The organism is Microbacterium sp. AC215, from assembly GCF_979258645.1.
Window position 1 is genome coordinate 1,999,026 of sequence record NZ_OZ409869.1, and the last position, 24,747, is coordinate 2,023,772.

At 69.3% G+C, this 24,747-nt stretch carries 24 protein-coding genes; 11 read left to right on the plus strand and 13 right to left on the minus strand.

What is annotated here, in order from left to right:
• Positions 1–16: 16 nt before the first annotated feature.
• From ACZZZF_RS09735 to ACZZZF_RS09745, 3 genes are all read right to left on the minus strand, one after another.
• Entirely contained in the window at positions 17–2,929 is a 2,913-nt protein-coding gene (locus ACZZZF_RS09735) for a helix-turn-helix transcriptional regulator (RefSeq protein ID WP_463498129.1), read from the minus strand.
• A gap of 68 nt (positions 2,930–2,997) precedes the next feature.
• Positions 2,998–3,249, minus strand: coding sequence for a hypothetical protein (locus tag ACZZZF_RS09740; RefSeq protein ID WP_053098524.1), 252 nt, complete (start codon positions 3,247–3,249; stop codon positions 2,998–3,000).
• 184 nt (positions 3,250–3,433) lie between these two features.
• On the minus strand, positions 3,434–3,889 hold the full coding sequence (locus ACZZZF_RS09745) for an SRPBCC family protein (RefSeq protein WP_053098523.1): 456 nt from the start codon (positions 3,887–3,889) through the stop codon (positions 3,434–3,436).
• 117 nt (positions 3,890–4,006) lie between these two features.
• Here ACZZZF_RS09745 and ACZZZF_RS09750 point away from each other — a divergent pair, with 117 nt between their 5' ends.
• Positions 4,007–5,041 carry an FUSC family protein gene (locus ACZZZF_RS09750; protein ID WP_230100845.1) on the plus strand — a complete coding sequence of 345 codons (1,035 nt, stop codon included), beginning with the start codon at positions 4,007–4,009 and terminating at the stop codon, positions 5,039–5,041.
• 22 nt (positions 5,042–5,063) lie between these two features.
• On the opposite strand, the gene ACZZZF_RS09755 is transcribed toward ACZZZF_RS09750, so the two are convergent.
• Positions 5,064–5,261, minus strand: a complete 198-nt coding sequence (locus ACZZZF_RS09755) for a hypothetical protein (protein WP_463498131.1) — start codon at positions 5,259–5,261, stop codon at positions 5,064–5,066.
• Between the two features lie 101 nt (positions 5,262–5,362).
• Between ACZZZF_RS09755 and ACZZZF_RS09760 the strand changes: the two genes are divergently transcribed.
• On the plus strand, positions 5,363–6,031 hold the full coding sequence (locus ACZZZF_RS09760) for a DNA alkylation repair protein (RefSeq protein ID WP_053098520.1): 669 nt from the start codon (positions 5,363–5,365) through the stop codon (positions 6,029–6,031).
• A gap of 71 nt (positions 6,032–6,102) precedes the next feature.
• On the opposite strand, the gene putP is transcribed toward ACZZZF_RS09760, so the two are convergent.
• Positions 6,103–7,614, minus strand: a complete 1,512-nt coding sequence (gene putP / locus ACZZZF_RS09765) for a sodium/proline symporter PutP (RefSeq protein ID WP_187248979.1) — start codon at positions 7,612–7,614, stop codon at positions 6,103–6,105.
• A 106-nt stretch (positions 7,615–7,720) separates the two neighbouring features.
• Between putP and deoD the strand changes: the two genes are divergently transcribed.
• Positions 7,721–8,434: a purine-nucleoside phosphorylase gene (gene deoD / locus ACZZZF_RS09770; RefSeq protein WP_053098518.1), complete on the plus strand. Its 714-nt coding sequence runs from the start codon at positions 7,721–7,723 to the stop codon at positions 8,432–8,434.
• A gap of 176 nt (positions 8,435–8,610) precedes the next feature.
• Positions 8,611–11,124 carry a DEAD/DEAH box helicase gene (locus ACZZZF_RS09775; protein WP_463498133.1) on the plus strand — a complete coding sequence of 838 codons (2,514 nt, stop codon included), beginning with the start codon at positions 8,611–8,613 and terminating at the stop codon, positions 11,122–11,124.
• Here the strand turns inward: ACZZZF_RS09775 and ACZZZF_RS09780 are convergent.
• The 3 genes from ACZZZF_RS09780 to ACZZZF_RS09790 are packed head-to-tail and all read right to left on the minus strand — an operon-like array spanning position 11,121 to position 13,866.
• On the minus strand, positions 11,121–12,116 hold the full coding sequence (locus ACZZZF_RS09780) for a D-alanine--D-alanine ligase family protein (protein WP_463498135.1): 996 nt from the start codon (positions 12,114–12,116) through the stop codon (positions 11,121–11,123). The two genes, ACZZZF_RS09775 and ACZZZF_RS09780, sit on opposite strands and share 4 nt — an antisense overlap.
• Positions 12,113–13,261, minus strand: a complete 1,149-nt coding sequence (alr, locus tag ACZZZF_RS09785) for an alanine racemase (protein WP_463498137.1) — start codon at positions 13,259–13,261, stop codon at positions 12,113–12,115. The genes ACZZZF_RS09780 and alr overlap by 4 nt, the downstream gene beginning before the upstream one ends.
• A complete protein-coding gene (locus ACZZZF_RS09790) occupies positions 13,258–13,866 on the minus strand; it encodes a M15 family metallopeptidase (RefSeq protein WP_056276300.1) in 609 nt (202 codons plus the stop codon). The genes alr and ACZZZF_RS09790 overlap by 4 nt, the downstream gene beginning before the upstream one ends.
• A 102-nt stretch (positions 13,867–13,968) precedes the next feature.
• Here ACZZZF_RS09790 and ACZZZF_RS09795 point away from each other — a divergent pair, with 102 nt between their 5' ends.
• Positions 13,969–14,640, plus strand: coding sequence for a response regulator transcription factor (locus ACZZZF_RS09795; RefSeq protein WP_463498139.1), 672 nt, complete (start codon positions 13,969–13,971; stop codon positions 14,638–14,640).
• 28 nt (positions 14,641–14,668) lie between these two features.
• Positions 14,669–15,745 carry a sensor histidine kinase gene (locus ACZZZF_RS09800; RefSeq protein WP_053098513.1) on the plus strand — a complete coding sequence of 359 codons (1,077 nt, stop codon included), beginning with the start codon at positions 14,669–14,671 and terminating at the stop codon, positions 15,743–15,745.
• A 198-nt stretch (positions 15,746–15,943) separates the two neighbouring features.
• Here ACZZZF_RS09800 and ACZZZF_RS09805 read toward each other — a convergent pair whose 3' ends face one another.
• Positions 15,944–16,600 (minus strand): FMN-dependent NADH-azoreductase, encoded by a 657-nt coding sequence (locus ACZZZF_RS09805; RefSeq protein ID WP_053098512.1) that lies wholly within the window; start codon positions 16,598–16,600, stop codon positions 15,944–15,946.
• Between the two features lie 79 nt (positions 16,601–16,679).
• Here ACZZZF_RS09805 and ACZZZF_RS09810 point away from each other — a divergent pair, with 79 nt between their 5' ends.
• The gene (locus ACZZZF_RS09810) at positions 16,680–17,018 is read left to right on the plus strand and encodes a winged helix-turn-helix transcriptional regulator (protein WP_053098511.1); all 339 of its coding nucleotides are present in this window, start codon (positions 16,680–16,682) and stop codon (positions 17,016–17,018) included.
• A gap of 164 nt (positions 17,019–17,182) precedes the next feature.
• Here ACZZZF_RS09810 and ACZZZF_RS09815 read toward each other — a convergent pair whose 3' ends face one another.
• The 3 genes from ACZZZF_RS09815 to ACZZZF_RS09825 form a co-directional block, all read right to left on the minus strand.
• Positions 17,183–18,700, minus strand: coding sequence for an SDR family NAD(P)-dependent oxidoreductase (locus ACZZZF_RS09815; RefSeq protein WP_187248985.1), 1,518 nt, complete (start codon positions 18,698–18,700; stop codon positions 17,183–17,185).
• 181 nt (positions 18,701–18,881) lie between these two features.
• The gene (locus ACZZZF_RS09820) at positions 18,882–20,087 is read right to left on the minus strand and encodes a hypothetical protein (RefSeq protein WP_463498141.1); all 1,206 of its coding nucleotides are present in this window, start codon (positions 20,085–20,087) and stop codon (positions 18,882–18,884) included.
• Between the two features lie 68 nt (positions 20,088–20,155).
• Positions 20,156–21,373: a hypothetical protein gene (locus ACZZZF_RS09825; protein ID WP_463498143.1), complete on the minus strand. Its 1,218-nt coding sequence runs from the start codon at positions 21,371–21,373 to the stop codon at positions 20,156–20,158.
• Between the two features lie 238 nt (positions 21,374–21,611).
• Here ACZZZF_RS09825 and ACZZZF_RS09830 point away from each other — a divergent pair, with 238 nt between their 5' ends.
• The 4 genes from ACZZZF_RS09830 to ACZZZF_RS09845 are packed head-to-tail and all read left to right on the plus strand — an operon-like array spanning position 21,612 to position 23,632.
• A complete protein-coding gene (locus tag ACZZZF_RS09830; protein ID WP_187248988.1) occupies positions 21,612–22,676 on the plus strand; it encodes a M4 family metallopeptidase in 1,065 nt (354 codons plus the stop codon).
• Positions 22,651–22,956 carry a protealysin inhibitor emfourin gene (locus tag ACZZZF_RS09835; protein WP_053098506.1) on the plus strand — a complete coding sequence of 102 codons (306 nt, stop codon included), beginning with the start codon at positions 22,651–22,653 and terminating at the stop codon, positions 22,954–22,956. Before ACZZZF_RS09830 ends, ACZZZF_RS09835 begins: the two co-directional genes overlap by 26 nt.
• Positions 22,957–22,991: 35 nt before the next feature.
• A complete protein-coding gene (locus tag ACZZZF_RS09840) occupies positions 22,992–23,330 on the plus strand; it encodes a hypothetical protein (RefSeq protein WP_463498145.1) in 339 nt (112 codons plus the stop codon).
• 59 nt (positions 23,331–23,389) lie between these two features.
• Complete coding sequence (locus ACZZZF_RS09845) at positions 23,390–23,632, plus strand: hypothetical protein (protein ID WP_463498147.1); 243 nt, start codon at positions 23,390–23,392, stop codon at positions 23,630–23,632.
• Positions 23,633–23,641: 9 nt separating this feature from the next.
• Here the strand turns inward: ACZZZF_RS09845 and ACZZZF_RS09850 are convergent, their stop codons facing one another.
• The gene (locus tag ACZZZF_RS09850) at positions 23,642–24,697 is read right to left on the minus strand and encodes a mechanosensitive ion channel family protein (RefSeq protein ID WP_463498149.1); all 1,056 of its coding nucleotides are present in this window, start codon (positions 24,695–24,697) and stop codon (positions 23,642–23,644) included.
• Positions 24,698–24,747: the final 50 nt, after the last annotated feature.

Here is a 24,747-nt window from a genome sequence, read left to right on the forward strand (position 1 = left end):
CGACATACGCGCCTGCTCAACGTACCACGGCAGGCTGACCGGTGTCCCGGAAGTTCGGATTCTTCTGAAGAACAGCCGCCTCGGTGCGGGTGCTCACCCCGAGTTTGCGCAGCACGGCCGACACGTGGACGCTCACCGTCTTGACGCTGATGAAGAGCCGCTCCCCGATCTGGCGGTTGCTCAGACCCTCGGCGATCAGCTCGAGCACCTGCCGCTCGCGGGCGGTGAGCGGGTCGGCATCCGGTTCGACGCCGGCGGTGCCGGATGCCGCAGTGCCGGGTGCGGTGCCGGATGCTGCGGCGAGGCCAGCCGCCGCTTGGAAACCACCGACGATCCGCCCCAGGGGAACGTGGCCGAGGCGCTCCGCCTGGCGCATCGCGGCCGAGAGCACGGCGCTCGCCTCCCCTCGGTCTCCTGCGTCGACGAGTGCGCGAGCGAGAGCCAGACGCGTGGTCACCGCGAACGTCACGGGCACATCGCGGTCGTCTGCGTGCTCGACCGCCTGGCGCAGGGCTGCGACGGACGGGAAGAGGAATGCCTCGAGGATCGTCTCCCACCTGTCGCCTCGCAGCTGCGGAGGTTGGGCGCGCCACGCGTCGCGCACGTCTACGACCGCCGCCTCGACCTCGACGCCGGATGCCCGCAGCTCGGCGATGAACCATGCCGCCTCGAGCAGCAGTCGACGCTGATGCAGGGACACCGGCCCCTGATCGGCGAGCATCGCCCTGACCTCACCGAGAGCACCCGCGAGGTCGCCCCGCCCCTCGGCGACGGCCACGCGCATCATGACCTCGTCGTACCAGATCTGACGTTCGACCCGACCGGTCTCCTCGAATGCGGGGTGCCACTCGCGCAGGATCTCGGCCGCCTCCTCGTGCCTGCCTCGCCACGAGAGCACCCGCACGCGCGTCATCGTGGAGTACATGTGCGAGATGCGCAGAGTCCGCTGAGCGAGCTCGCGCGCCAGCATCCCCTCGACCCGTTCGATCTCGCCCATCTCGAGCAGTGGCACGGCCATGTTCTGCGTCATCAGCGCGCCCGTGGTGCGCTCGACGCCGAAAGCGCGCGCGGGCGCGAGCCCCTCTTCGGCGACCCTGACGGCATCGCGATAGCGCCCCAGCAGGCCGAGCAGATCCGAATAGTTGACCCGGTATCTCATCTCGGCGTTCGTGCCTTTGGCGAGCTGCAGGGCGAGCGCGTACTCGCGGTGCCCCGCGTCGAGGTCGCCGAGGTGCGCGCGGGCTCCGCCCCGGACGTTCGCGGCGATCGATGCCTCGTCGTCCGACCCGGCGCGCGCGGCCCGCTCGCCCGCCTCCGCGGCCAACGCGATCGCCTCGTCGAGTCGCCCCGAGATCATGTAGCGACTGGCGAGCTGGTTCAGCACCGAGGCGCGCAGCCGGTCGTCGTCGACGCCCGCCTCGAGGATCTCGAGCGCCTGCTGCAGCAGGGGGACCGCGCCGGCGCGGCCGAGGTTCATCGTGTAGTACGCCTTGTCGCGCAGCAGCCGGGCGTGCATGCGGGGGTCGACCGTCGTCGGATCGACCTCGGCGAGCGCGAGGTCGACCACGGCGAGCGCCCGTTCTCCGTCTCCCGCGTTGCGCAGCACGGAACCGAGAGTGCGCAGCACCTCGAGGCGCGCCACACCCACGACGGCCTCGGCATCCGGCACCTGGATCCACAGGTCGAGGGCGAGCTCGCCGAAGCGGGCAGCGCTCGCGAAGGCGAACCGCGACTTGGCGTCGGCCATCGCGGTGACGGCCGCGGCGAGCGCTCGCCGGTCGTCTTGCGCGAGCTGCCAGTGATAGGCGAGCGCCGCGGAGTCGGCGGTTTCGGCCCCTGAGCAGTTCTCCTCGAGCGCCTCGGCATACGCCCGATGCAGCCGCGCTCTCTCGCCCGGGAGCAGATCGTCGTGCACGGCTTCGCGCAGCAGCGCATGCCGGAACCGGTAGTCGTCGTCGACCACGACGAGGATGCCGCTGAGCGTCGCCTCGCGGATCGCCTCGTCGAGGCGGGCTTCGGGCAGACCCGCGAGGCGGGTGACGAGCGGGTGGGTCAGCGGACGCTCGGCTCCCGAGACGACCTGCACCACCCGCCGGGCGTCATCGCTGAGACGGTCGAATCGGGCGAGCAGCAGGTCGCGCAGACTGCCGGGCAGGGGACCGGTCGAGCACCCGGCGAGCTCTTCGACGAAGAAGGGCACGCCCTCGGCTCGATCGTGGATGCGATCGAGCGCCGCGTCTGTCACGGGCTGCCCGGTGAGCGATTCGACGAGCGCACGGACAGCCGAGGTGTCGAGCCGATCGATCGCGACCCTCTCGAGCAGACGCGCGCGGGTGGACTCGCCGATGAAGCGGCTAACGGCATCGCCGCGTCGCACGTCGTCGGAGCGGCAGGTCAGGATCAGGAGGATGCGGCCGTGCCCGAGGGTGCGCAGCAGGAAGGAGAGCAGCGCCAGGGTCGACTCGTCAGCCCAGTGCAGGTCTTCGACGACGAGCACCTGCGGCGCGTGTTCGGCGGCCGCCTCGATGAGCGCCGCGATCGCATCGCGCAGGCGGTCAGGGCTGGTCTGCGATCGCTCGGTGGGGTTGAGCTCGGGCAGCAGCATGCCCAGCGCCTCGACGCCGACGCCGATCTCCTCCCGCACCCGGTCGGCGCCCATGCTCGCGACGATCGACCGGAGGATGCCGGCGAGCGGCCCGAAGGGCGTGCGCGACGTCCCGAGATCGAGGCACCAGCCGACATGCACGTCTGCGCGGTTCGCCACCTCGGCGCTGAACTCGCGCAGCAGTCGCGACTTGCCGATGCCCGCCTCGCCCTCGATGAGCGCGGCCACCGGGACCCCGTCGACCGCTCGCCGGAACAGCTCGCGGATGGTCGCGAGCTCGGTCTCTCGGCCGACCATCGCGGCGCTGGGAGCGGACGGGGGCATGAATTCATCGTGCCACTCCCCTCCGACATCCGGCGTCGCGCTGCCGTCTGCCCGCAGCGGAGCGACGATCACCGGGCGGGTGCCGGTTCGCGGCCCGCGGATGCGCGGCGCTCGGGCTGCCGTGCAGCATCCGTCGCCGCGTCGCGCGATGCGTCGGTCGTGTGCAGCAGCCGGCCGGCCAGACGCCGGACCGGGCCGGGCTGTCTGCGGACCAGCTGATCGCTGCGCTCCTCGATGACGCGACGGCGTTCTGCCGCGCGAGCGAGCTGCTCCTGGTCGAACTCGGTCGATCTGTAGGCGAGATACGGGTGCTCGAACATGACATCTCCTCGGTGTGCGATGTCCTCAGAATCCGCTCTGAGTCACCCCGACGACATCGGGAGGATGCCCTATCTTCCGTTCGTGAGTTCCCTAGTCGACGCCGGGCGTGCCGTCCTCCGGGCAGCGAAAGAGGTCCGAGCGGTGATGGGGGCACCACCGCTCGGACCTCAGCTCAGGGGTCGATCAGGCGTCGACGTCGCCGCGCCACGCACCGGTCTCGGTGCCGCGCTTCTCCATGAACTCCTTGAAGTTCTGGAGATCCTTCTTCACCGCGTGCGAGCCCGCGCCCACGAGCGAGCCGACCTTCTCGAGAAGCCCCTCGGGCTCCCAGTCGATCTGCACGGTCACGCGGGTCGTGAGGTCTTCGAGCTTGTGGAACGTCACGACGCCCGCATGCTCGGTCTCACCGCCGATGCTGTTCCACGCGACTCGCTCGTCGGGGTGCTGCTCGGTGATCTCCGCGTCGAACTCGCGCGTCGCGCCGCCGACGTTCACCTTCCAGCGGGTGTGGGTGTCGTCCAGCTGGACGATCGACTCCACCTCATCGAGGAACTGCGGGAAGCTCTCGAACTGCGTCCACTGGTTGTACGCCACGTCGATGGGAACGTGTACGTCGATGGTCTCGATGATCTGCACCATGTGATGCTCCTCACTGTTCGTCGGTCGTGTCATCCCATTCAGCGGCGTTCGACGACTCTTGGCGACGGGGTTGACATCTCCCCTGACGGCACTCGCTAGCCGAGTAGCGTTGCAGGCATGCGCATCCACGCCGCGATCCGCGCCTCGAAGCGCTCACCCCTGCTGCAGGTGGTGAAGTCCGCCGCGGCGACGATCGCCGCATGGATGCTCGCGGGATGGGTGGTTCCGGGACAGCTCCCCGTCTTCGCCGCGATCGCCGCTCTGCTCGTCGTGCAGCCCAGCGTCAACCAGTCGCTGTCGAAGGCGCTCGAACGCAGCATCGGCGTGATCGTCGGCGTGGTGATCGCGGTCGCCCTGGGCCTTCTCCTGGGGTCACCGAGCTGGATCGTGCTGCTCGCCATCGTGGTGGCCATGCTCGTCGCGTGGGCCTTCCGGGCGACGCCCGGCACCGGCAACCAGGTGGCCATCTCGGCGATGCTCGTGCTCGCGCTGGGCTCGACTCCCGACTATGCGATCGCGCGCATCTTCGAGACCCTGATCGGCGTGGTCATCGGCATCGTCGTGAACGCCCTGATCGTGCCGCCCGTGCTGGTCGCCCCGGCCCGACGCGATCTCGGGCTGCTGGGCAGCGAGCTCGCCTCGAGCCTCGACCGACTCGCCGATGCTCTACCCGAACCCCAGACTCCCGCCACGCTGCATCAGCTCATGCTCGAAGCCAGACTGCTGCGCCCGATGAAGGACGCGGCAGAGGCATCCATCGCTGCGGGTGAGGAATCCCTCACCCTGAACCCGCGCCGGTCGACGCACCGTGAAGAGCTCGTCGAGATGCGCGCACTGCTCGAACGGCTGACGCCCATCGTGACGCAGACCATCGGGATGACGCGCGCCTACTTCGACCACTACGACGACTCCATCGGCGAGGAGCCGGCCGTCACGGCCATCGCGGAGCAGCTGCGGCGCGCCGGACACGATGTGCGACTGGCTGTGCAGATCGCCGACGTGTCCCCGGAGCCCGAGGCCCTGACCTCGGCGATCCCGGCACTGACCGCGCCTCTCGTCATCCGGCCGCCCTCGTCGACGCACTGGATCCTCATCGGGTCGCTGATGGAGGACCTCAGGCGCATCCGCGCGGAGCTCGTCGACGAGGAATGACAGGGCGACGCGGCGGCGCCGGTCAGTCCTGCTCGGGGTCGTCGGCGAGCACGTCGCCGTCGTCGTCGTCGCTCTCGTCGCCCGGACCGGAGGGGACGACCGTCGGCGGCTCTCCCTTGTTGTCCTCGGCGCCGAGGTTGTCGTTCTCCTCGGGGCCGGGCGACGGCTCCGTGCTGATGTCGTTGCGGTCGGTGCTGATGTCGTCGCTGTCGCGAGTCATGGCATTTTCCCTTCGTCGGAGTTCGATCTCCTGCGAGGTTAGGGCCGCATGCCCGCAGAAAGCCCGGGCCTTGACAAGCGCTCCGGGCCTACCCTGGTGACATGTCCGACATGACCGTTCCCGAGGCTCTGGCCGAGCTCGCCGCCCTCGAGGATCCGAAGATGCGCGCCGCGAACGAGAAGCGCGGCGACGACCACGGCATCAATCTCAGCCGCATGCGCACCCTCGCGAAGCGCATCAAGACAGACCAGCCCCTGGCGAAAGAGCTGTGGGCGACAGGCGACACCGCCGCCCGGCTGCTGGCGCTGCTGATCTGCACGCCGCGCGCGTTCACCGCCGACGAGCTCGACGCGATGCTGCGACAGACTCAGGCCCCCAAGGTCAACGACTGGTTCGTGAACTACGTCGCGAAGAAGACCCCCCTCGCGGAGGAGCTGCGGCTGCGCTGGTTCGACGACTCCGACCCGACCGTCGCCGCGGCCGCATGGTCGCTCACGACGGTGCGCGTCGCGAAGGATGCCGAGGGCCTCGACCTCGATCACCTGCTCGATCTGATCGAGCGCGATCTGCAGAACGCTCCCTCGCGGTTGCAGTGGGCGATGAACGAGACGCTCGCCAACATCGGCATCTTCCACCCGGAGCTGCGGTCCAGGGCACTCGAGATCGGTGAGCGCCTGCAGGTGCTCGCCGACTACCCCACCGCGCCCGGCTGCACCTCGCCGTTCGCGCCGATCTGGATCGGCGAGATCGTGCGGCGGCGCGAGGGCTGAGACCCGACGCGAGGGCTGATCCCGGCATCCGGCGACTCAGCCCTGCGTCCCGCGACTCAGCCCTGCGTCCGTCAGCGAGCGCTGCCGACTGCGGCCCGCGGTGCCGTCAGCATCGCTTCGGCGTCCGTGAACTCCTTCTCGATGTCGTCGTTGCGCGTGTAGGTGACGAGGCTCACCACGACGGCCGCGACGAACGCGAACACGAACGCGGGGAGCAGCTCGTACAGGTCGGTGTCCAGGGCCTTCCAGACGAACACCGTGACCGCTCCGACGAACATGCCCGCGAGAGCACCCCAGTTCGTGAGCTTGCGCCAGAACAGGCTGAGCAGGATGATCGGGCCGAACGCGGCACCGAATCCTGCCCAGGCGAACGACACGAGCCCGAGGATCGAGTCGTTCGGCGTGATCGCGAGGATGATCGCGATGATCGCGACGACGAGCACCGCCAGGCGGCCCAGCAGCACCAGCCGTTTGTCGGACGGCGGGGTCTTGCGCACCACCTTGTAGAGGTCCTCGACCAGCGCAGACGAGCACACGACCAGCTGGCTCGACACGGTGCTCATGATCGCCGCGAGCACGGCCGCCAGCACGAGCCCGGCGACGAACGGATGCAGCAGCGTCTGCGACATCAGCAGCACCACGGTCTCGGGGTTGTCGAGGGTGATGCCCTGCTGCGCCATGTAGGCGATGCCGACGAGGCCCGAGATGATCGCGCCGAACATCGAGACGACCATCCACGAGATGCCGATGCGACGCGCGCTCTTCGCCTCCTGCGGCGAGCGCAGCGCCATGAAGCGCACGATGATGTGCGGCTGCCCGAAGTACCCGAGGCCCCACGCCAGGGCCGAGGCGATGGCGAGGAAGGTGCCGCCGGTGACGGCCCCTCCACCGAGCAGCGACAGGAATCCCTCTCCGGCGTTCTCGGTGATGAGCGTCGACGTCTCCTCGAGTCCGCCGATCGCGATGACGGCGGCGACCGGCACGACGATCAGCGCGATCACCATCATCAGCCCCTGCACGACGTCGGTGAGGGAGGCCCCGAGGAATCCGCCGAAGAGCGTGTACAGCAGCGTGATGCCGCCGACCAGCAGCATCCCGAACAGGTAGTCGCCGTTGAACGAGCTCTCGAAGAAGACGCCGGCGGCGACCATGCCCGACGAGATGTACAGCGTGAAGAACACCAGGATGATGAGCCCCGAGACGATGCGCAGCGACCGGCTGGTGTCGCGGAGCCGGTTCTCGAAGAAGCTCGGGATCGTGATCGAGTTGCGCGACACCTCGGTGTAGGCGCGAAGCCGTGGGGCCACCAGCAGCCAGTTGAGGTAGGCGCCGATCGTCAGCCCGATCGCGATCCAGGCCTCGATCAGTCCAGCGGCGTAGATCGCGCCGGGAAGGCCCATCACGAGCCAGCCCGACATGTCGGCCGCACCGGCGCTGATCGCGGCGACCCACGACGGCAGGTTGCGTCCGCCGAGCATGTAGTCCTCGTGGTCGGAGGTGCGCTTGTAGGCGAAGTATCCGATGAGCAGCATGCCGGCGAAGTACAGCCCGAGCGCCCCGTACAAGAAGATCTGATCGGACATCGTCGTCCCTTTTCCGCGGTGCCGATCACCGCTCGGTACCGATGATCTCAAGGCGGACGCCGTGGTCCGGGCGCGCCACGCAGAGACCGCTGGTTACGCTGAAGCCATGAGCACGCACATCGCCGCACAGCCCGGTCAGATCGCCCCCGTCGTCCTGTTCCCCGGCGATCCGCTGCGGGCGAAGTGGATCGCCGAGACCTTCCTCGACGACGCCGAGCTGTACTCCGAGACCCGCGGGATGCTGGGCTTCACCGGCACCTGGGAGGGCCACCGCGTCTCGGTGCAGGGTTCGGGCATGGGTCAGCCGTCGATGGCCATCTATGCGACCGAGCTGTTCGAGGAGTACGACGTGCAGACGATCGTGCGCGTCGGCTCGTGCGGGGCGCTGACCGAGAAGCTGCAGGTGCGGGACATCATCATCGCGAACGGCGCCTGCACCGATTCGGGCATCAACAGGGTGCGCTTCCACGGACTCGACTACGCACCTGTCGCGGACTTCGGACTGCTGCGCGCGGCGGTCGAGGCGAGCGAGGCCGAGCCCCTGGACTCGGCCGTCCACGTCGGTCTGCTGTTCTCGAGCGACCAGTTCTACAGCACCCGACCCGAGCTCACCGAGCCGTTCGTGCAGCACGGCGCCCTCGGAGTGGAGATGGAGGCCGCGGGGCTGTACACCCTCGCCGCGTACCACGGGCGTCGCGCTCTGGCCATCTGCACGGTGTCTGATCACATCGTCACCGGCGAGCAGACCACCGCTCAGGAGCGCGAGCAGACCTTCGGCGACATGATCCGCATCGCGCTGCGCGCCGCGACGTCCGTCTGAGGCGAAGCGGGCCGGGGCCGGCGCGCTCGCTCGCTTGCAGGCTCGCTCGCTCGCTCGCTCCCTTGCAGCGAAGGAGATCTCACGCTGCGAAGGACCGCATCCAGCATCCGCTCCTGCACAGCACGTGTTCCCCTTCGCAGGAGGTGCCCTGCCGGAGGTGGGATGATCGACAGACCATGCCTGCGATCCTCGACCACACGACGCTGACCGACGGATCCGATGCGGATGCCGTCTACACGGCGTTCGTCGAATGGGCCGAGTCGACCGGCATCAGCCTCTACCCCGCCCAGGACGAGGCGGTCATCGAGATCGTCTCGGGCAACAACCTGATCCTGTCGACGCCCACCGGCACCGGCAAGTCGCTCGTCGCGGTCGGCGCGCATTTCGCCGCGCTGGTCGAGGGGCGCCGCTCGTTCTACACCGCCCCGATCAAGGCGCTCGTGAGCGAGAAGTTCTTCTCCCTCGTCGACGTCTTCGGCGCCTCGAACGTCGGCATGATCACGGGCGACTCCTCGGTCAACCCGGATGCCCCGATCATCTGCTGCACGGCCGAGATCCTCGCGAACCTCGCACTGCGCCAGGGCACGGATGCCGCGGTGCATCAGGTCGTCATGGACGAGTTCCATTTCTATGCCGACCCCGACCGCGGATGGGCCTGGCAGGTGCCGCTGCTCGAGCTGCCGCAGGCGCAGTTCATCCTCATGTCGGCCACCCTGGGCGACGTGTCGCAGCTGTCGAGCGACCTCACCCGCAGGACGGGCCGTGACACGGCATCCGTCACCGGCGTCGAGCGCCCGGTTCCGCTGCACTACTTCTACGAGACGACGCCGATCCACGAGACGATCGACGACCTGCTGGGCACGGGCCAGGCGCCGATCTACGTCGTGCACTTCTCGCAGGCCGCTGCGATGGAGCGGGCCCAGGCCTTGTCGAGCACGAAGGTCGCCACGCGTGAGCAGCGCGGCGAGATCGCGGCCCTGATCGGCGGTTTCCGCTTCACGACCGCCTTCGGCAAGACCCTCTCCCGCTTCCTCCGCGCCGGCATCGGCGTGCACCATGCCGGGATGCTCCCGAAGTACCGGCGCCTGGTCGAGCAGCTCGCCCAGCGAGGTCTACTGCGCGTGATCTGCGGCACCGACACGCTCGGCGTCGGCATCAACGTGCCGATCCGCACGGTGCTGCTGACCGCTCTGACCAAGTTCGACGGCACCCGGATGCGGCAGCTCAGCGCCCGCGAGTTCCACCAGATCGCCGGGCGGGCGGGCCGCGCGGGCTTCGACACGGCCGGCACCGTCGTCGCCCAGGCTCCGGAGCACGAGAGCGAGAACGTCGCCGCGATCAAGAAGGCCGGCGACGACCCGAAGAAGAAGCGCAAGATCGTGCGCAAGAAGGCTCCCGATGGCTTCGTCTCGTGGGGCGAGCCGTCGTTCCGCAAGCTGATCGACGCCGAGCCCGAGACCCTCACCTCGCACATGCAGATCACGAGCGCCATGATGCTCAACGTGATCGGGCGCGGCGGCGACGTCTTCGGCAACATGCGTGCACTCGTCTACGACAACCACGAACCTCGCAAACGACAGCGCGAACTCGCTCTGCGCGCCATCGGCATCTACCGCACGCTGCTCGAATCGGGCGTCGTCGAGCAGACGGCCGACGGCGAGATCCGCCTGACCGTCGATCTGCAGCCGAACTTCGCCCTGAACCAGCCGCTGTCTCCGTTCGCTCTCGCCGCCTTCGAACTGCTCGACCGCGACCCGGCTGCCGGCACCGGAACCGGGTCGTACGCCCTGGACATGATCTCGATCGTCGAGTCGACGCTCGATGATCCGCGGGCGATCCTCGGACAGCAGGAGTTCCTGGCACGGGGCGAGGCCGTCGCCGTCATGAAGCGCGAGGGCATCGAGTACGACGAGCGCATGGAGCTGCTCGAGGAGATCACATATCCGAAGCCTCTCGACGAGCTGCTGACCGCCGCATTCGAGACGTTCAGCGCCGCGCAGCCGTGGATCCGCGACTTCGAGCTGCATCCGAAATCCGTCGTCCGCGACATGTACGAGCGAGCCATGTCGTTCGGGGAATATGTCGCGTACTACAAGATCGCACGGTCGGAGGGCGTCGTGCTGCGCTACCTCTCCGACGCCTATCGGGCGGCCTCGCAGACCATCCCCGAAGAGGCGAAGGACGAGGATCTCCGCGACCTGATCGAGTGGTTGGGCGAGTTGGTGCGCCAGGTGGACTCGAGCCTGCTCGACGAGTGGGAGGAGCTGGTCAACGGCGTGCTCCACGGCCCGGACGACGAGCCGATCGTTCCACCGGCGCCGAAGAGACTGACATCGAACGTCCGCGCCTTCCGCACTCTCGTGCGCAACGAGCTGTTCCGTCGGGTGCAGCTGGCCGCCCGCGAGGACGTCGCCGCCCTCGCCGAACTCGACCCGACCTTCGGCGCCGACGCCTGGTCGGATGCGCTCGACGGATACTTCGCCGATCACGACGAGATCCTCACGGGCGCGAACGCCCGCAGCTCTCAGCTGCTGCTCCTGACCGAGGGTGCGACGGAGTGGACCGTCCGTCAGATCCTCGACGACCCGGCAGGCGACCACGACTGGGGCATCTCGGCCACCGTCGACCTCGCAGCCTCCGACGAAGAGGGCGCGGCCGTGGTCACCGTGACGGGCGTCGACCGCCTCTAGGCGACCCGCTCGAGGCCGGCGCTCCGGCGCGCACCGTCACCGCCTGGCACCTCAGCGGCTCGCACGAGGCGCGACACGAGGTCGACGTACGACACATCGGCCGCCGCGAACATGCGCGGCGCCTGCGAGGCCGCGGTGAGCCCCGGCATCGTGTTGACCTCGTTCAGCACCGGGCCCTCGGCGGTGAGGAAGAAGTCCATCCTGGCGACCCCGGCGCATCCAAGGGCGTCGAACATGGTCAGTGCCGCACGCGTGAGCGAGGTCGTCTCGGCCGTCGACAGCTGCGCGGGCACGGTGAATCGCGCGCTGCCGTCGTACTTCGTGGCGGTGTCGAAGAGGCCGGCGGCGTGGATCTCGAGCGGCGGCGCCGCCCAGCGGACGCCACCGGCTTCGCGCAGGACGGCGACATCGATCTCCCTCCCCTGCACGACCTCTTCGATGAGGATGCGGCGGTCGAACCGCGCCGCCTCGCGGAGCGCCGGCCCCAGTTCATGCTCTCCCCGCACGAGCGAGACGCCGTAGCTCGAACCGGCCGACAACGGCTTCACCACCACGGGCCCCTCGAACTCGGCATCGCCGCAGTCCGCCGCATCGACGACGCGTCCCCGTGCCGTTCGCAGCCCTGCCGCTTCGGCGACGAGCTTGGTGGCCCACTTGTCCATGCCGATGGCGCCAGCCCGCGGACCCGATCCGACCGCGCGCACCCCTGCGAGACCGCACAGTGCCGCGAGTGCTCCGTCCTCCCCCAGGGGTCCATGCACGGCGGGGAATACGACGTCGCAGTCGGCGAGGAGCGGCATCGCGAGAGCGAGGGATCCGGCGGCGGTGGCACCCTCCGAGACGCCCGCCACCTCCCACACGCCCTGCCGCGAGATCGTCACCGTGCTCACGTCGTATCCCCCGAGCCGCAGGGCCTCTGCGACCGCTGCCGCCGAGGCGAGCGACACCTCGTGCTCGGCGTTCTGCCCTCCCCCGATCACCAGCACTCTCATGCGATAGCCCTCTCGACGCGGGAGCCGATGCCCGTCACGACGGTGTGCGGGATGCTCCCCGCCCACCGCGCCCACTCCTGCATACTCGGCACCGCGCCCCCCTCGGGTCCGAAGACCACCGCCGTGGTGCCCCTCGGCATCGAGAAGTCACCCGTGTCGATCACGATCTGATCCATCGACACGCGACCGACGATCGGGCACCGGATGCCGTCGACCGCCACCCCTGCGCCCGCACCGAGCTCCCGCGGGATGCCGTCGGCATACCCGACCCCGATCACGCTCAGATGCGAGGTGCGCGTCGTCACATATGCGCCGCCGTAGCCGATCGCGGTGCCCGCCGGCACGACACTGCTGTGCACGACCGATGCCGTCAACCGCGCCGCCCCCTGCAGCGGCACCGTCTCCGACGGATCGATGCCGACCAGCCCGGCGCCGACCCTGACCATGGCGAAGTGCGTGGCGGCATCCGTCAGCGTCCCGGACGTCGCCGCGAGATGCACGAGCAGAGGACCGAATCCGGCACGCAGCACGGCATCCCTCGCCTGTCGCATCCGGAGCACAGCGGGCGCGTTCTTCGCCGGGTCGGCGGCGTCGGCGTCTGGCAGGTGCCCCATCACCCCGACGACGTCGATGCGTGCACGACCCGAGTCGCGGCCCGTGCGAGCCACCCGCAGCAGCTCGGCCCAGTCCTCGAGCGGTACCCCGCCCCGCGACATGCCCGTGTCCATGTGCAGATGCACGCGAACGCACCCGTTCGGCAGCGCCGACGCATCCGCGATCAGCTGCCGCAGCTCCTCGACCGAGCCGACAGCCAGATCGACGCGATCCGCGACGACCTGCGCGGCGTCGACCCCGGCGGGGTTGAGCCAGGCGAGGATCGGCACCTCGACACCCGCCGCACGCAGCGGGGCAGCATCCTCGGCATCCGTGATCCCGAGCCACTCGGCCCCGGCCGCGATCGCCGCGAGAGCGACGGTCACGGCGCCGAGGCCGTAGCCGTCGGCCTTGACGACCGCCATGATGCGGGCGTCCGTGGCCGATCGGATCCGCTCGACGTTCGCTCGGATCGCGTCGGGGATCGTGTGCAGTGTCGGCGGGTGAACGCGCGAGAGGGTGAGGCGTGGAGTGGTGAGCGCCGTGGTCATCGCTGCGTCCTGGGATCGGTGGTCGGGTCGTCGTACATCAGCGGGCACCCGTTCGCCGGGGCCGCCGGCCGCAGCTCGAAGTGCCAGCGCTCATTCGCGTAGATCTGGCAGAGGCCGAAGTCCGCGCCGTGGCGTGCCAGCCAGTCCTGAGCGGCGAGAGGGCCGAGGTCGACCGCGTCTCCCGATACGTGCTCGGAGTTCTCGGGGGTGGCGACCCAGCGCGCGGCCTCCTCTTCGGAGCCGTACTCGACGACCGCATCCTGACGCAGCACCTGCTGGTAGTCGGCCGACCGCCAGCCGCTGTTCACATGCATCCGCACGCCGTCGTGCTCGGCAGCGGATGCGGCAGCGCGCACGGCGGCGAGCAGGTCGGAGTCGAGATTCGTCACGGCGGGCGTGTCGTCGAACACCGAGACGGCGCCCTCCTCGCGGATCATCCCGTCCGCCTCGCTGAGGGACGACGGCGCGACGGTCGGCACGACGGATGCCGACGCCAGAGACTGCTGACCGATCAGCACGACCGAGACCGTGAGAGCGACGGCGAGCAGGGCGGCACCGACGATCGCGGTGAGGCGTCTCCGTGAGGAGGTGGAGCGAGTGTTCATGTCCTCAGTCAAGAAGGAGGCGTGTTGCGACGACGTATGCGATTTCTCATATGCTCCCGATATGTCCGGGTGCGTAAGCTCTGAGCACATGGGAGCTGTGTCGTGCGTGTGCTGATCGTCGAGGACGAGCCCTATCTCGCGGAGGCTGTGCGAGACGGCCTGAGGCTCGAGGCGATCGCGGCGGACATCGCCGGCGACGGCGACACGGCCCTCGAGCTGCTCAGCATCAACTCCTACGATCTCGCGGTACTCGACCGCGACATCCCCGGCCCGTCGGGAGACGATGTGGCGAGGTCGATCGTGGCCTCGGGCAGCGGCATCCCGATCCTCATGCTCACCGCGGCCGATCGCCTCGACGACAAGGAGTCGGGTTTCGAGATCGGCGCCGACGACTATCTCACCAAGCCCTTCGAGCTGCGCGAGCTCGTGCTGCGCCTGCGGGCGCTCGACCGTCGTCGCCACCGCGCCAGGCCGCCCGTGCTCGAAGTCGCAGGGCTGCGTCTCGACCCGTTCCGCCGCGAGGTCTTCCGCGACGGCAAGTACGTGGCCCTGACGCGCAAGCAGTTCGCGGTGCTCGAGGTGCTCGTCGATGCGGGCGGCGGAGTCGTGAGCGCCGAGCAGCTGCTCGAGCGCGCGTGGGATGAGAACGCCGACCCGTTCACGAACGCCGTGCGCATCACGGTATCGTCGCTGCGCAAGCGACTGGGCGAGCCGTGGCTGATCCTCACCGTCCCCGGCGTCGGTTACCGCATCGGAACGGATGCCCATGGCTGATCCCGTTCGGCCCGTGAGGCGCCGAGGCATGAGCGCCCGCTGGAAGCTCACGCTGAGCTATGCGGGCGTCGTGGTCGTGTCAGGCATCGGTCTGCTCGCGGCCGTCGCCGTATACCTGCTGCGGTATGTACCGGATGCCGCGATCATCGCCGACCGCTTCGTGCCGAACCGCTCGGACCTGATCCGCGCATTCATTCCGGCTGCGATCGTGATGATGCTCGTGCTTCTCGCGATCGGAATCGGCGGCGGATGGATCATCGCCGGACGGATGCTGGCCCCCCTCGACCGCATCGGACGGGCAGCGCAGCTCGCCGCGCAGGGGTCGCTGTCGCACCGGGTCGCCCTCGAGGGACCGCGCGACGAGTTCCGTGATCTGGCCGATGTCTTCGACTCGATGCTCGAGCAGCTCGAGGCGCACATGGGCGAGCAGCAGCGGTTCGCCGCCAACGCCTCGCACGAGCTGCGTACCCCGCTCGCGATCTCGCAGGCGATGCTGGAGGTCGCCCGCAACGACCCCGACCGCGACGTCGACGCGCTGATCGACCGCCTGCACGAGGTCAATGCGCGCGCGATCGAGCTGACCGAGGCCCTGCTGATGCTGAGCCGTGCCGAGCGCCGCGCGTTCACCCGCGAGCCGGTCGACCTGTCACTGCTCGCCGAGGAGTCGACCGAGACGCTTCTGCCGTCGGCCGAGCGACGTGGTGTGTCCATCGACGTCGGCGGTGACACCGCGAACGTGCTCGGATCCCCCGCCCTGCTCCAGCAGCTGATCACGAACCTGGTGCACAACGCGATCGTTCACAACCTGCCCGCAGGCGGCACGGTCATCGTGCGGACGCATGTTCTGCCGCAGGCGGTGGCGTTGGTGGTCGAGAACACGGGCGACGTGCTGCCCGCCCATCTCGTCGCGACGCTCGCGGAACCGTTCCAGAGAGGTGCCGACCGCACGCGCGGCGAGGATCACGGCGGTGTCGGCCTGGGCCTCGCCATCGTGCAGCGCATCGCCCAGGCGCATGACGGATCCCTCGTGCTCACCGCCCGGCACGGCGGGGGTCTGAACGTGACGGTGTGGCTGCCGCATCCGTTCCCCCGGCCCCTCGCCTGAGGCGGCGGTCGGTCGTCTGGAGGTCCGGGTCCTGCCCGGAGGTCCGGTTCCTGTGCCGTCTGCAGGACCGAGGCACGGATGCAGGACCAGAAACCGTGTTCTGACCCCGCATCCGTGCCCTGATCCTGCAGACGGGACGCCTGGAGGGGCGGGACCAGACGGGATGCCTGGAGGGGCGGGACCGCTCAGGATGCCGGGTCAGGCGACCTGGTCGCCCCGCAGTGCGGCGAGCTCGCGGCCGTACGTGCGCGCCGACTCCTCGGCGTTCTCCTTGAGCTCGCGGGCGGTGTCTGCGAAGGCGTCGAGAGCGGGGTTCACGCCGACCAGGGTGAACGGACGCTCGACGATGCGCAGGTCGAGGCCCCAGACGTCCTCGAGCACGCGGCGCAGCCATCCGGTGGAGTGGTCCCAGCCCTCCTTGGGCGTTCCGGGTGCGTAGTTGCCGCCGAGCACGGTGACGAGGGTCGCCGGCTTGCCGCGCAATGCGGTGCCCTGCGGGTCGATGCGGGAGTCGGTGTAGGCCAGGTCGAACCAGGTCTTGAAGTGCTGCGAGACGCCGTAGTTGTAGAGCGGCACGGCGAAGAGCAGCGCGTCGGCGCCGATCAGCTCGTCGGCGAAGGTGGTGGCGAGGGCGCGCGCTGCGCGCTGAGCGTCGGTGCGCTGGGCGTCGTCGACGAATCCGCCGGTCACGGCATCCGCCCATGCCGTCGCGGGCACGGGGTCGGCGGCGAGGTCGCGGCGGGTGACCGTGGAGTCCGGGTGCGAGGCGGTCCACTCGGCTTCGACGAGGTCGGCGAGCGAACGGCTGGCGGACGACGCGGGCAGGATGCTGGCATCCAGGCGGAACAGGGACATGAGAAGTGCCTTTCGTTTTTCGTAGTCACTCTGTTTTTCTTAGCGACTCGCGTTAACGTAGCACAGGTATGATGGGCGCATGGCCGAGATCGACGAAGAGCGTCACGTCTGCGACGCCGCCGTCACACTGGCCTTCAGCGTGCTCGGCAAACGCTGGAACGGCATGATCGTCTCGTCGCTCGGCGGCGGTCCTTCGACGTTCGTCGCGCTGCGCCGCGGGGTGTCAGGCATCAGCGACACCGTGCTCTCCGACCGGCTGGCAGAGCTCGCCGAGGCCGGGCTCGTGGCCCGCGCGGTCGACGCCGGTCCGCCTGTCACGGTCTCGTACTCACTGACCGACAGCGGACGTGGGCTGCTGCCCATCCTCGATCAGCTCGGCACCTGGGCGTCCGAGAACCTCGAGATCCGCGCGCACTGACCGTCGCGCGCGGCCCAGGGTGGCGACCAGCACACCGTTCGCAGGACCGAAGCCCGGACGCAGGACCAGATTCCCCGTCCCCTCCTGCAGACGGGATCTCACCCTGCAGACGGCACAGGTCGGTCCGTGCAGTCACGGCAGCCCGCAGCTCAGAGGCCGCCGACTCACCAGGGGCTGGGCTCGTAGTCCTTCAGGAACACGCCGTGGATGTCTTCGCCGGCCTCGCCGCGCACGATCGGGTCGTACACGCGGGCCGCTCCGTCAACGAGGTCGAGCGGGGCGTGGAAGCCCTCCTCGGCCAGGCGCACCTTGGTGAAGTGGGGGCGCTCGTCGGTGATCCAACCGGTGTCGACGGCGGTCATGAGGATGCCGTCGGTCTCGAGCATCTCGCCGGCGCTCGTGCGCGTCAGCATGTTCAGCGCCGCCTTGGCCATGTTCGTGTGCGGGTGACCGGGACCCTTGTACCGGCGCGAGAACTGCCCCTCCATCGCCGAGACGTTGACCACGTACTTGCGGTTCGCCGACGAGGCCGCCATCGAGGCGCGCAGGCGACTGATCAACAGGAACGGCGCCGTCGTGTTGGCCAGCTGCACCTCGAGCATCTCGAGCGGATCGACCTGATCGATCGACTGCACCCAGCTGTTCGTGCGGTTGACGTCGGGCACGAGTCCGCCGGCGTCGATGGCGGTGCCGTCGGCGTGCTTCTCGAGCGACGACGATCCGGGGGCCATCGCGAGTCGTGCGAGGTCTTCGGCTGTCAGCGCCTGGCCGCCCTGCTCGGCGACCGTGCCCCCGAGCGCCGCGACGGACAGCAGCGGATGCGCATCGACCGAAGCCTGCAGCGCCTGCGGATGCGGATCGGCGGTGTGTCCGAACGTCTCCATCTCGGGCAGCGGTCCGTCGGGAAGCGGCTGCAGCTCGGCATCCGCCAGGAGAGAGTATGACCCCGGTGAGCGTCGCACCGTCTGCGCGGCGTTGTTGATCAGGATGTCGAGCGGCCCCTGAGCCGCGACAGAGTCGGCGAGGCCGATCACCTGAGCGGGGTCGCGCAGGTCGATGCCGACCACGCGCAGGCGGTGCAGCCAGTCGCCCGAGTCGGGCAGCGCCGAGAACCGACGAACCGCATCGCGGGGGAATCGTGTCGTGATCGTCGTGTGCGCGCCGTCGCGCAGCAGTCGCAGGGCGATGTGCATGCCGATCTTCGCGCGGCCGCCGGTCAGAAGCGCGCGCTTGCCGGTCAGATCGGTGCGGGCGTTTCGCTTGCCGTGACTGAAGCGGGCGCAGTCCGGGCAGAGCTGGTGATAGAACGCATCGACCACCGTGTAGGGCTGCTTGCAGATGTAGCAGTTGCGCGGCTTGAGCAGCTCGCCGGCGATCGGGGCGTCGACGACGCTGGTCGCGAGGTCGTGCCCGCGGGTCTCGTCGTCGATGCGGTCGGGAGCGCCGGTCGCCGTGCGGGCGACGACCGCCTTGTCGGCGTCGGCGATCGCGTCGCGGATCTCCTTGCGACGCACGCGCTTGACCGCCTTGAACATCGCCGCCGTCGCATGACGCACGGCCACGAAGTCGGGGTGCTCGTTGTCGATCTGGTGCAGCTCCGACAGGACTCGCAGGGTGGTGGCGAGATCCTCGGGGTCGATACCGGCACCCAGGTCGGAGGCGGCGTCGGGTGCATCGGTCATTGTGCCGATTTTACGCGACTTCTCGGGGTGTCTTCCTGGGAGCGCGGGCGGGGCGCCGGGGCTCGACCTCCACAACTCCGGAGACGCGCGCACCACCGGGTTCGCGCTCCCCGGAACGGCGCACAACGGGGAACGAGAGCCACGTGGATCTCCGGAGTTGTGGAGCGGTACCTCGCGCCGGTCAGTGGCCAGCGGCGCCGACCACGACGAACTCGCCGGGCACGACGTCGAGCGTCGCCTCGGCCGCGACCTCGCCGGTGTGCAGATCGATGGCGACGATGCGGTTCTCTGCCGGCTCGGTCACGTAGGCGACGTCGCCGACCACGCGGAGTCCCGGGTGCGGCTGCTGCCACTCGTCGGGGCTCTCCCACGGCTCGATGACATCCCACGAGTCGACCACCGCGCCGGTCTCGTCGAGCACGTTCAGGGTGCCGTCGGATGCGAGCACGATGATGTTGTCGTGCCCGTCGCGGCCGACTCCGCGCCACGTGTACTCGACGCCCTCCGGGAGGTCGACCACCGACAGGCTCTGCGCGTCGGTGTCGACAAGCGCGAGCTGCGACAGCAGGTAGCCCTCCTGATCGGGGTCGGACTTGTAGTCCAGGGCGGCGATCGCACTCGTCCCGGTCACGTACGCGTTGCCCGAGCGACCGAAGTCGTCAGGCGCCTCGAGCTTGGTGAACGCTCCGTCGGCGAACACCAGCACGCCGTCTTCGCAGCCGAACACGATGGTCTCGCCCTTGAGCGCGCCTTCGCCGTGCACCCCGGGGCACTGCTCGTTGCGGGCGAGCTCGCCGCCGTCCTCCGCGAGCAGGCGGGCGCCGCTGCGCGACTCCGACGTGCCGATGGTCGACAGCAGCGTGCCGTCGGACAGCTCGATCGCGACTCCGTGATGAGCGGCCTCCGATGCGACCGTCCGCGAGTCCGGCAGCGTGCCGGTGCCGACGGCATCCGTGTCGAAGAGCGTCACGTCTCCGGTGCCGTCGTCGAACAGAGCGGTGCGCCCGGCATGCGGGGTGGCGTGACCCGGGGTGACGGCGTCGAAGATCTCGCCGGTGAACTCCACGGTGTCCGAGGCGAGGCCGGTGTCGAGCACGTGGAATCCGTCGGCCGCGGTGACGAAGACGTGTCCGTCGTGGTCACCGGCCGGGTTGACGCGCAGGAAGCCGTCGAGCTCGGGGGAGTCGACGGTCTCGAGGGTCTCGCCGTCGAGCACGGTGATGCCGCCGTCATAGGCGATCGCGACTCTGGTGTCGCCTTCGTGGTCCGACGACGACTCGGACTCTCCGGATGCCGAGGGCGCGGCGGTCGCGCATCCGGCGAGCGCGACCACGGCGAGCGTGGCGATCGCGCCGGCCGCGAGGCGGCTGCGGGCGGGTCGATGCATGGGTGTCTCCTTCTTCTGGGGGGGTGCGCGGGTGCGCGTGACGACGGATGCCGCCGATGAGTCCGGTGTCAGCCGACGAGCTGGAGGTACTGCGGATCGAGGCCGTCGAAAGTGCGGGTGACGGTGCCGTCGCCGTGGTCGATCTCGTGCACCGCGCCTGTGGCCGGGTCGGAGACGTACGCGTGATCGGCGTCGATGACGAGGTGCACGAGGTCGCGCAGGGCAGGGTCCGCGACGGATGCGGCGAGCAGGGCGCTCGTCCGGACGAGTTCCGAGCCGTCGGCGGCCAGCACTCGCACGGTGCCGTCCGCCGCGATCACGACGGTGCGGCTGTCATCGTCGCCGATGGCCACGGCGCGCAGCAGCGGGGTGTCCGTGGCGAGCAGCATCCCTTCGCGGGTTCGGGAGTCGAGCAGCCAGGCGCCTCTGTCGCCGGCGACGCCTGCGAGATCCGGTCGGTCTGCGCGTCCGGCGAGAACCGGTGCCGCGACGGCGCCCGCGGGGTAGGGGATCGACTCGGCGACGAGCGCTCCGCCGACTTCGCGGGTCACGAGCACGGCACCGGCGTCGCACGCGAAGACGGCGCCGACACGGGTGAGGTCGACGTCGGTCGCGTTCGTGCAGGGCACGGCGATGCCGGTCGCGGTGCCTTCCGCGTCGAGGATCTCGATCGTCTCGTCGGTGGCGGCGAGGAGGTGCCCGGAGAACGGGATGACGGGTCCGGCCGGGTCGACGGGGACTGTGAGGTGAGGCGCGTCGTCGAGATCGGCGAGCTTCTCGTGATCGATGAGGGCGACGTCGCTGCCGAAGCGGATGGCGGTCGCACTGTCACCGACTCGGATGTCGACAGGGCCCTCTCCGTCGATGGTTCCGAGCACCCCCGCGTCGCCGAAGAAGGAGTGAGAGTGGTCGCCGTGCGGCACCGTCCAGCGGCCGGAGTCGATCACGTCGACGACCGTGCGGTCTCCCTCGACATGGGTCACGTGGGCGAAGCGGCCGACGCCGAGCACGGCATCCGCATCCGCGTCCCCCTCTGCGAGCGTCGAGCGTTCTTCGGTCTCGAGGTCGAGCAGGGTCAGCTCGGCGTCCGCGTCGGCGACGACGAGCGCGAGAGCCGGCGATGCGACCTCGGCCGCTCCCCCGCCGTCGACCCCGTCGTTCGGCGGAATGCTCGCGCTCGATGCAGGAGCCGGGGCATCGGATGCTGCGCACGAGGTCACCGTCAGGGTGGCCGCGAGCAACGACACGAACAGGAGAGTGCGGCCGGCGCGGGGAGAGGGGGTCACAGGACCCCACTTTATTGATAACGATTCTCAGTATCAAGTTGGGGCCATTTCCCGTCATCGTCGTGCCGTCCCGACATCGTTCGTGTGCGCCGGCTCGGCGACACATGCTTCCCTCGGCCAGAGGCCCGGAATCCGGCCGATGCAGGCGCATCCGGCCGACCGAGACGCACGTGCGGCGACTCCGCACGGCCCCGCCAGCCCTCGCCCGAACGTCGGACCCCCGGCGTAGGGTCTGAACATGAGCAGCCACACCGAGATCCCCGGAGTCGTCCCGTCCTACCTGCTCGCGCGCCTGGCCGAGTCGGGCCGCTATCCCCGTGCGGCCGCCGCCGCACGGCAGACACTGACGGCGGGCAGACCGCCGTTCCGTGCGCGCATCGATCTGTCGATCGACGAGAACGGAGACCTGGTCGCCGAGCTGTCGGACGCGCCGAACCGCACGATCAGCGACGCCGGCAACACCCAGAACCTCCCCGGGGCGATCGTCCGCGCCGAAGACGACGAGCCGGTGGCCGACACGTCGGTCAACGAGGCGTTCGACGGACTCGGGGCGACGTTCGAGATGCTGCTCTCCGCCTTCGGGCGCAACTCGCTCAACGACGCCGGCGCCCCTCTCGACGCCACCGTGCACTACGGCATCGACTACGACAACGCCTTCTGGGACGGCGAGCGCATGGTGTTCGGCGACGGCGACGGCGAGGTGTTCGTCGGCTTCACCTCATCGACCACCGTGATCGGCCACGAACTCGCGCACGGTGTGGTGCAGTACACCGCGAACCTCGAGTACCAAGGTCAGCCCGGCGCGCTGAACGAGTCGATCGCCGATGTCTTCGGCGCGCTCACCGAGCAGTACCTCCTCGGGCAGACCGCCGCAGATGCCACCTGGCTCATCGGGGCGGAGATCTTCACGGATGCCGTGCAGGGCAGTGCACTGCGGTCGATGATCGCCCCGGGCACGGCCTACGACGACGACGAGCTCGGCAAAGACCCGCAGCCCGATCACATGAGCGGATTCGTGCGCACGACAGAAGACAACGGCGGCGTGCACATCAACTCGGGCATCCCCAACCGGGCCTTCGCCCTCTTCGCGATCGACCTCGGCGGCAACGCCTGGGAGACCGCCGGAACGGTCTGGTACCGCGCGCTCACCGGCGGCCTGTCGAGCACTGCGAGTTTCACGGAGTTCGCCGACGCGACCCTCGCCGCGGCATCCGCCATCGACGACGCGACGGCCGCAGCCGCTCGACGTGCGTGGGCGACCGTGGGAGTCTATGAGGATGAGCGAGTCCCCAGAGTCGAGTGACGCGCCGGTCGTCATCGCGGTGGTGCGGACGGGCGGCATCGCCGGCATCCGTCGCAAGTGGCGGGTGGAACCAGACCCGACCGAGACGCACCACTGGATCGCGATGATCGACAGCTGCCCGTGGGATGCCGACAGCGATGCCGATTCTGGCGCAGACCGCTTCGTGTGGCTGATCCGCGTGCGCACACCGTCGGAGGAACGCGAACGCGAGCTCCCCGACTCCGCACTCGACGGGCCGTGGCGAGAGCTCGTCGATGCGGTCCGCGAGGCCGCGGCCTGACCGAACGATCCACAGACGACGAGAGGCACGACCCCGTGACGACCGAAGAGGCCGCCCGGCTGCTGCAGCTGGCCCGAGACGCCTACGACCGCGCTGACGCGTTGCTGCACCTCAACGTCGAGGTCAGCCGACTCACCGGCGAGGCCTCGACCTGGGGATCTGCGCAGAACGGATTCATGAGCGATGACAGCATCGGCTATTTCCTGAGCGAGGTCGAACGCGTGGGCTGGCGGCTCGATCACAGGGGGTACACGTTCGTCGAGTCCGGGGCGACCACCTCGGCGCGCATGCTCAGCACCGGCACCGGCGTCGTCAATCACGGCGCTGTCGAGGGGTACTTCACATTCCGTCGCCGCCAGCCGGCTGAGGCCTGACCCGATCAATCCGGTGTGAATCCGGCCGCCCCATCGCGAGGCGGGTCGAGAATGGGCCCATGGGACTTTTCCAGCAGCGCTCCGATGACGAAGAGAATCAGTGGACTCTGCCCTCCGAGCCGCTCGAGCGGTCGGAGACCGAGGTGCTCGACGCCGCGCCGGCGGTCGACCCGCTGGCCATAGGACTCGACCTCGGTGCCGGCGCATCGATCAGCTCCGTCGCCTTCCCCGTCGCCCCGCCCGCTCCCGCGGCGTTCTCGATCGAAGATCGCGAGCCCGAAGACCGCGAGCCCGAAGGCTGACCCGCCTTCTCAGTCCGCGAGCTGCGGGGCACCCAGGTCGACTCGCGTCCGGGGGAGTGCCTCGGGATGCTCACGCTGCAGCCAGCCGATCATCATCTCCCGTACCTCGCAGCGCAGTGTCCACTGATCGCCCGAGTCCTTGGCCGACATCACCAGGCGCACCGTGACGTAACCGCCCTGTGCCTCCGTCACCGCGGAGTCGTAGGAACGGCCGTCCCAGGCGGGTGACGCCTCGACGATGCGCTGGAACTCCTGCCGCAGCTCATCCATCGGCACCCGCCAGTCGAGATCGAGGTAGACCGTGCCGAGGATCTTGTCGGAACGTCGCGTCCAGGTCTCGATCGGTGTCGTCGTGAAGTAGCTGCACGGAATGACCAGGCGGCGCTCGTCCCAGATGTAGACGACCACGTAGGACAGGTTGATCTCGCCGACCCGCCCCCATTCGCCTTCGACGACGACCACGTCGCCGACTCGGATCGCATCGGTGAAAGCGACCTGCACCCCTGCGATGAGGTTGCCGAGGATCGACTGCGCAGCGAGTCCGGCGATGATGCTCACGATGCCGGCCGAGGCCAGCAGGCTGGTGCCGACGGCCCTCATCTCGGGGAAGCTGAAGAGCACGGCCCCCAGAGACAGCACGGCGATCGTGACCAGAACGAGCCGGTGGATGACGAGCAGCTGCGTGCGACGGCGGCGCGCTTCCGGACCGACGAGCAGCGTCTCCTCTCTGGCCATCAATCGCTCGAAGCCGAACGAGATCGATGCGCCGAGCAACCACGAGCCGGTGAGGATCGTGGCGATCAGGAACAGCCGGGACACCACCGGCCACCATTCCTGTGTCTCCGGCTCTGAGATCGCACCCGCGATCCAGATCGCGACCACAGCGGTCGTCGCGATCATCGCGTTGCGCACGCGTCTGGCGAGATCGCGCACCCATGGCACACGACGGCTGATCAGCGAGGCGGCGAGCGCCAGCACCGCGAGTGCGGCGGCAGAGATCACCGTGAGGATGGCGATCGACGCGGCGGTGCCGACCCAGGAATCCCAGGAGAAGTCGGTAGGCATCGATCCACACTATGTCCCGCGGCGGGCGGAGGCGAACGCACGTAGCCGCG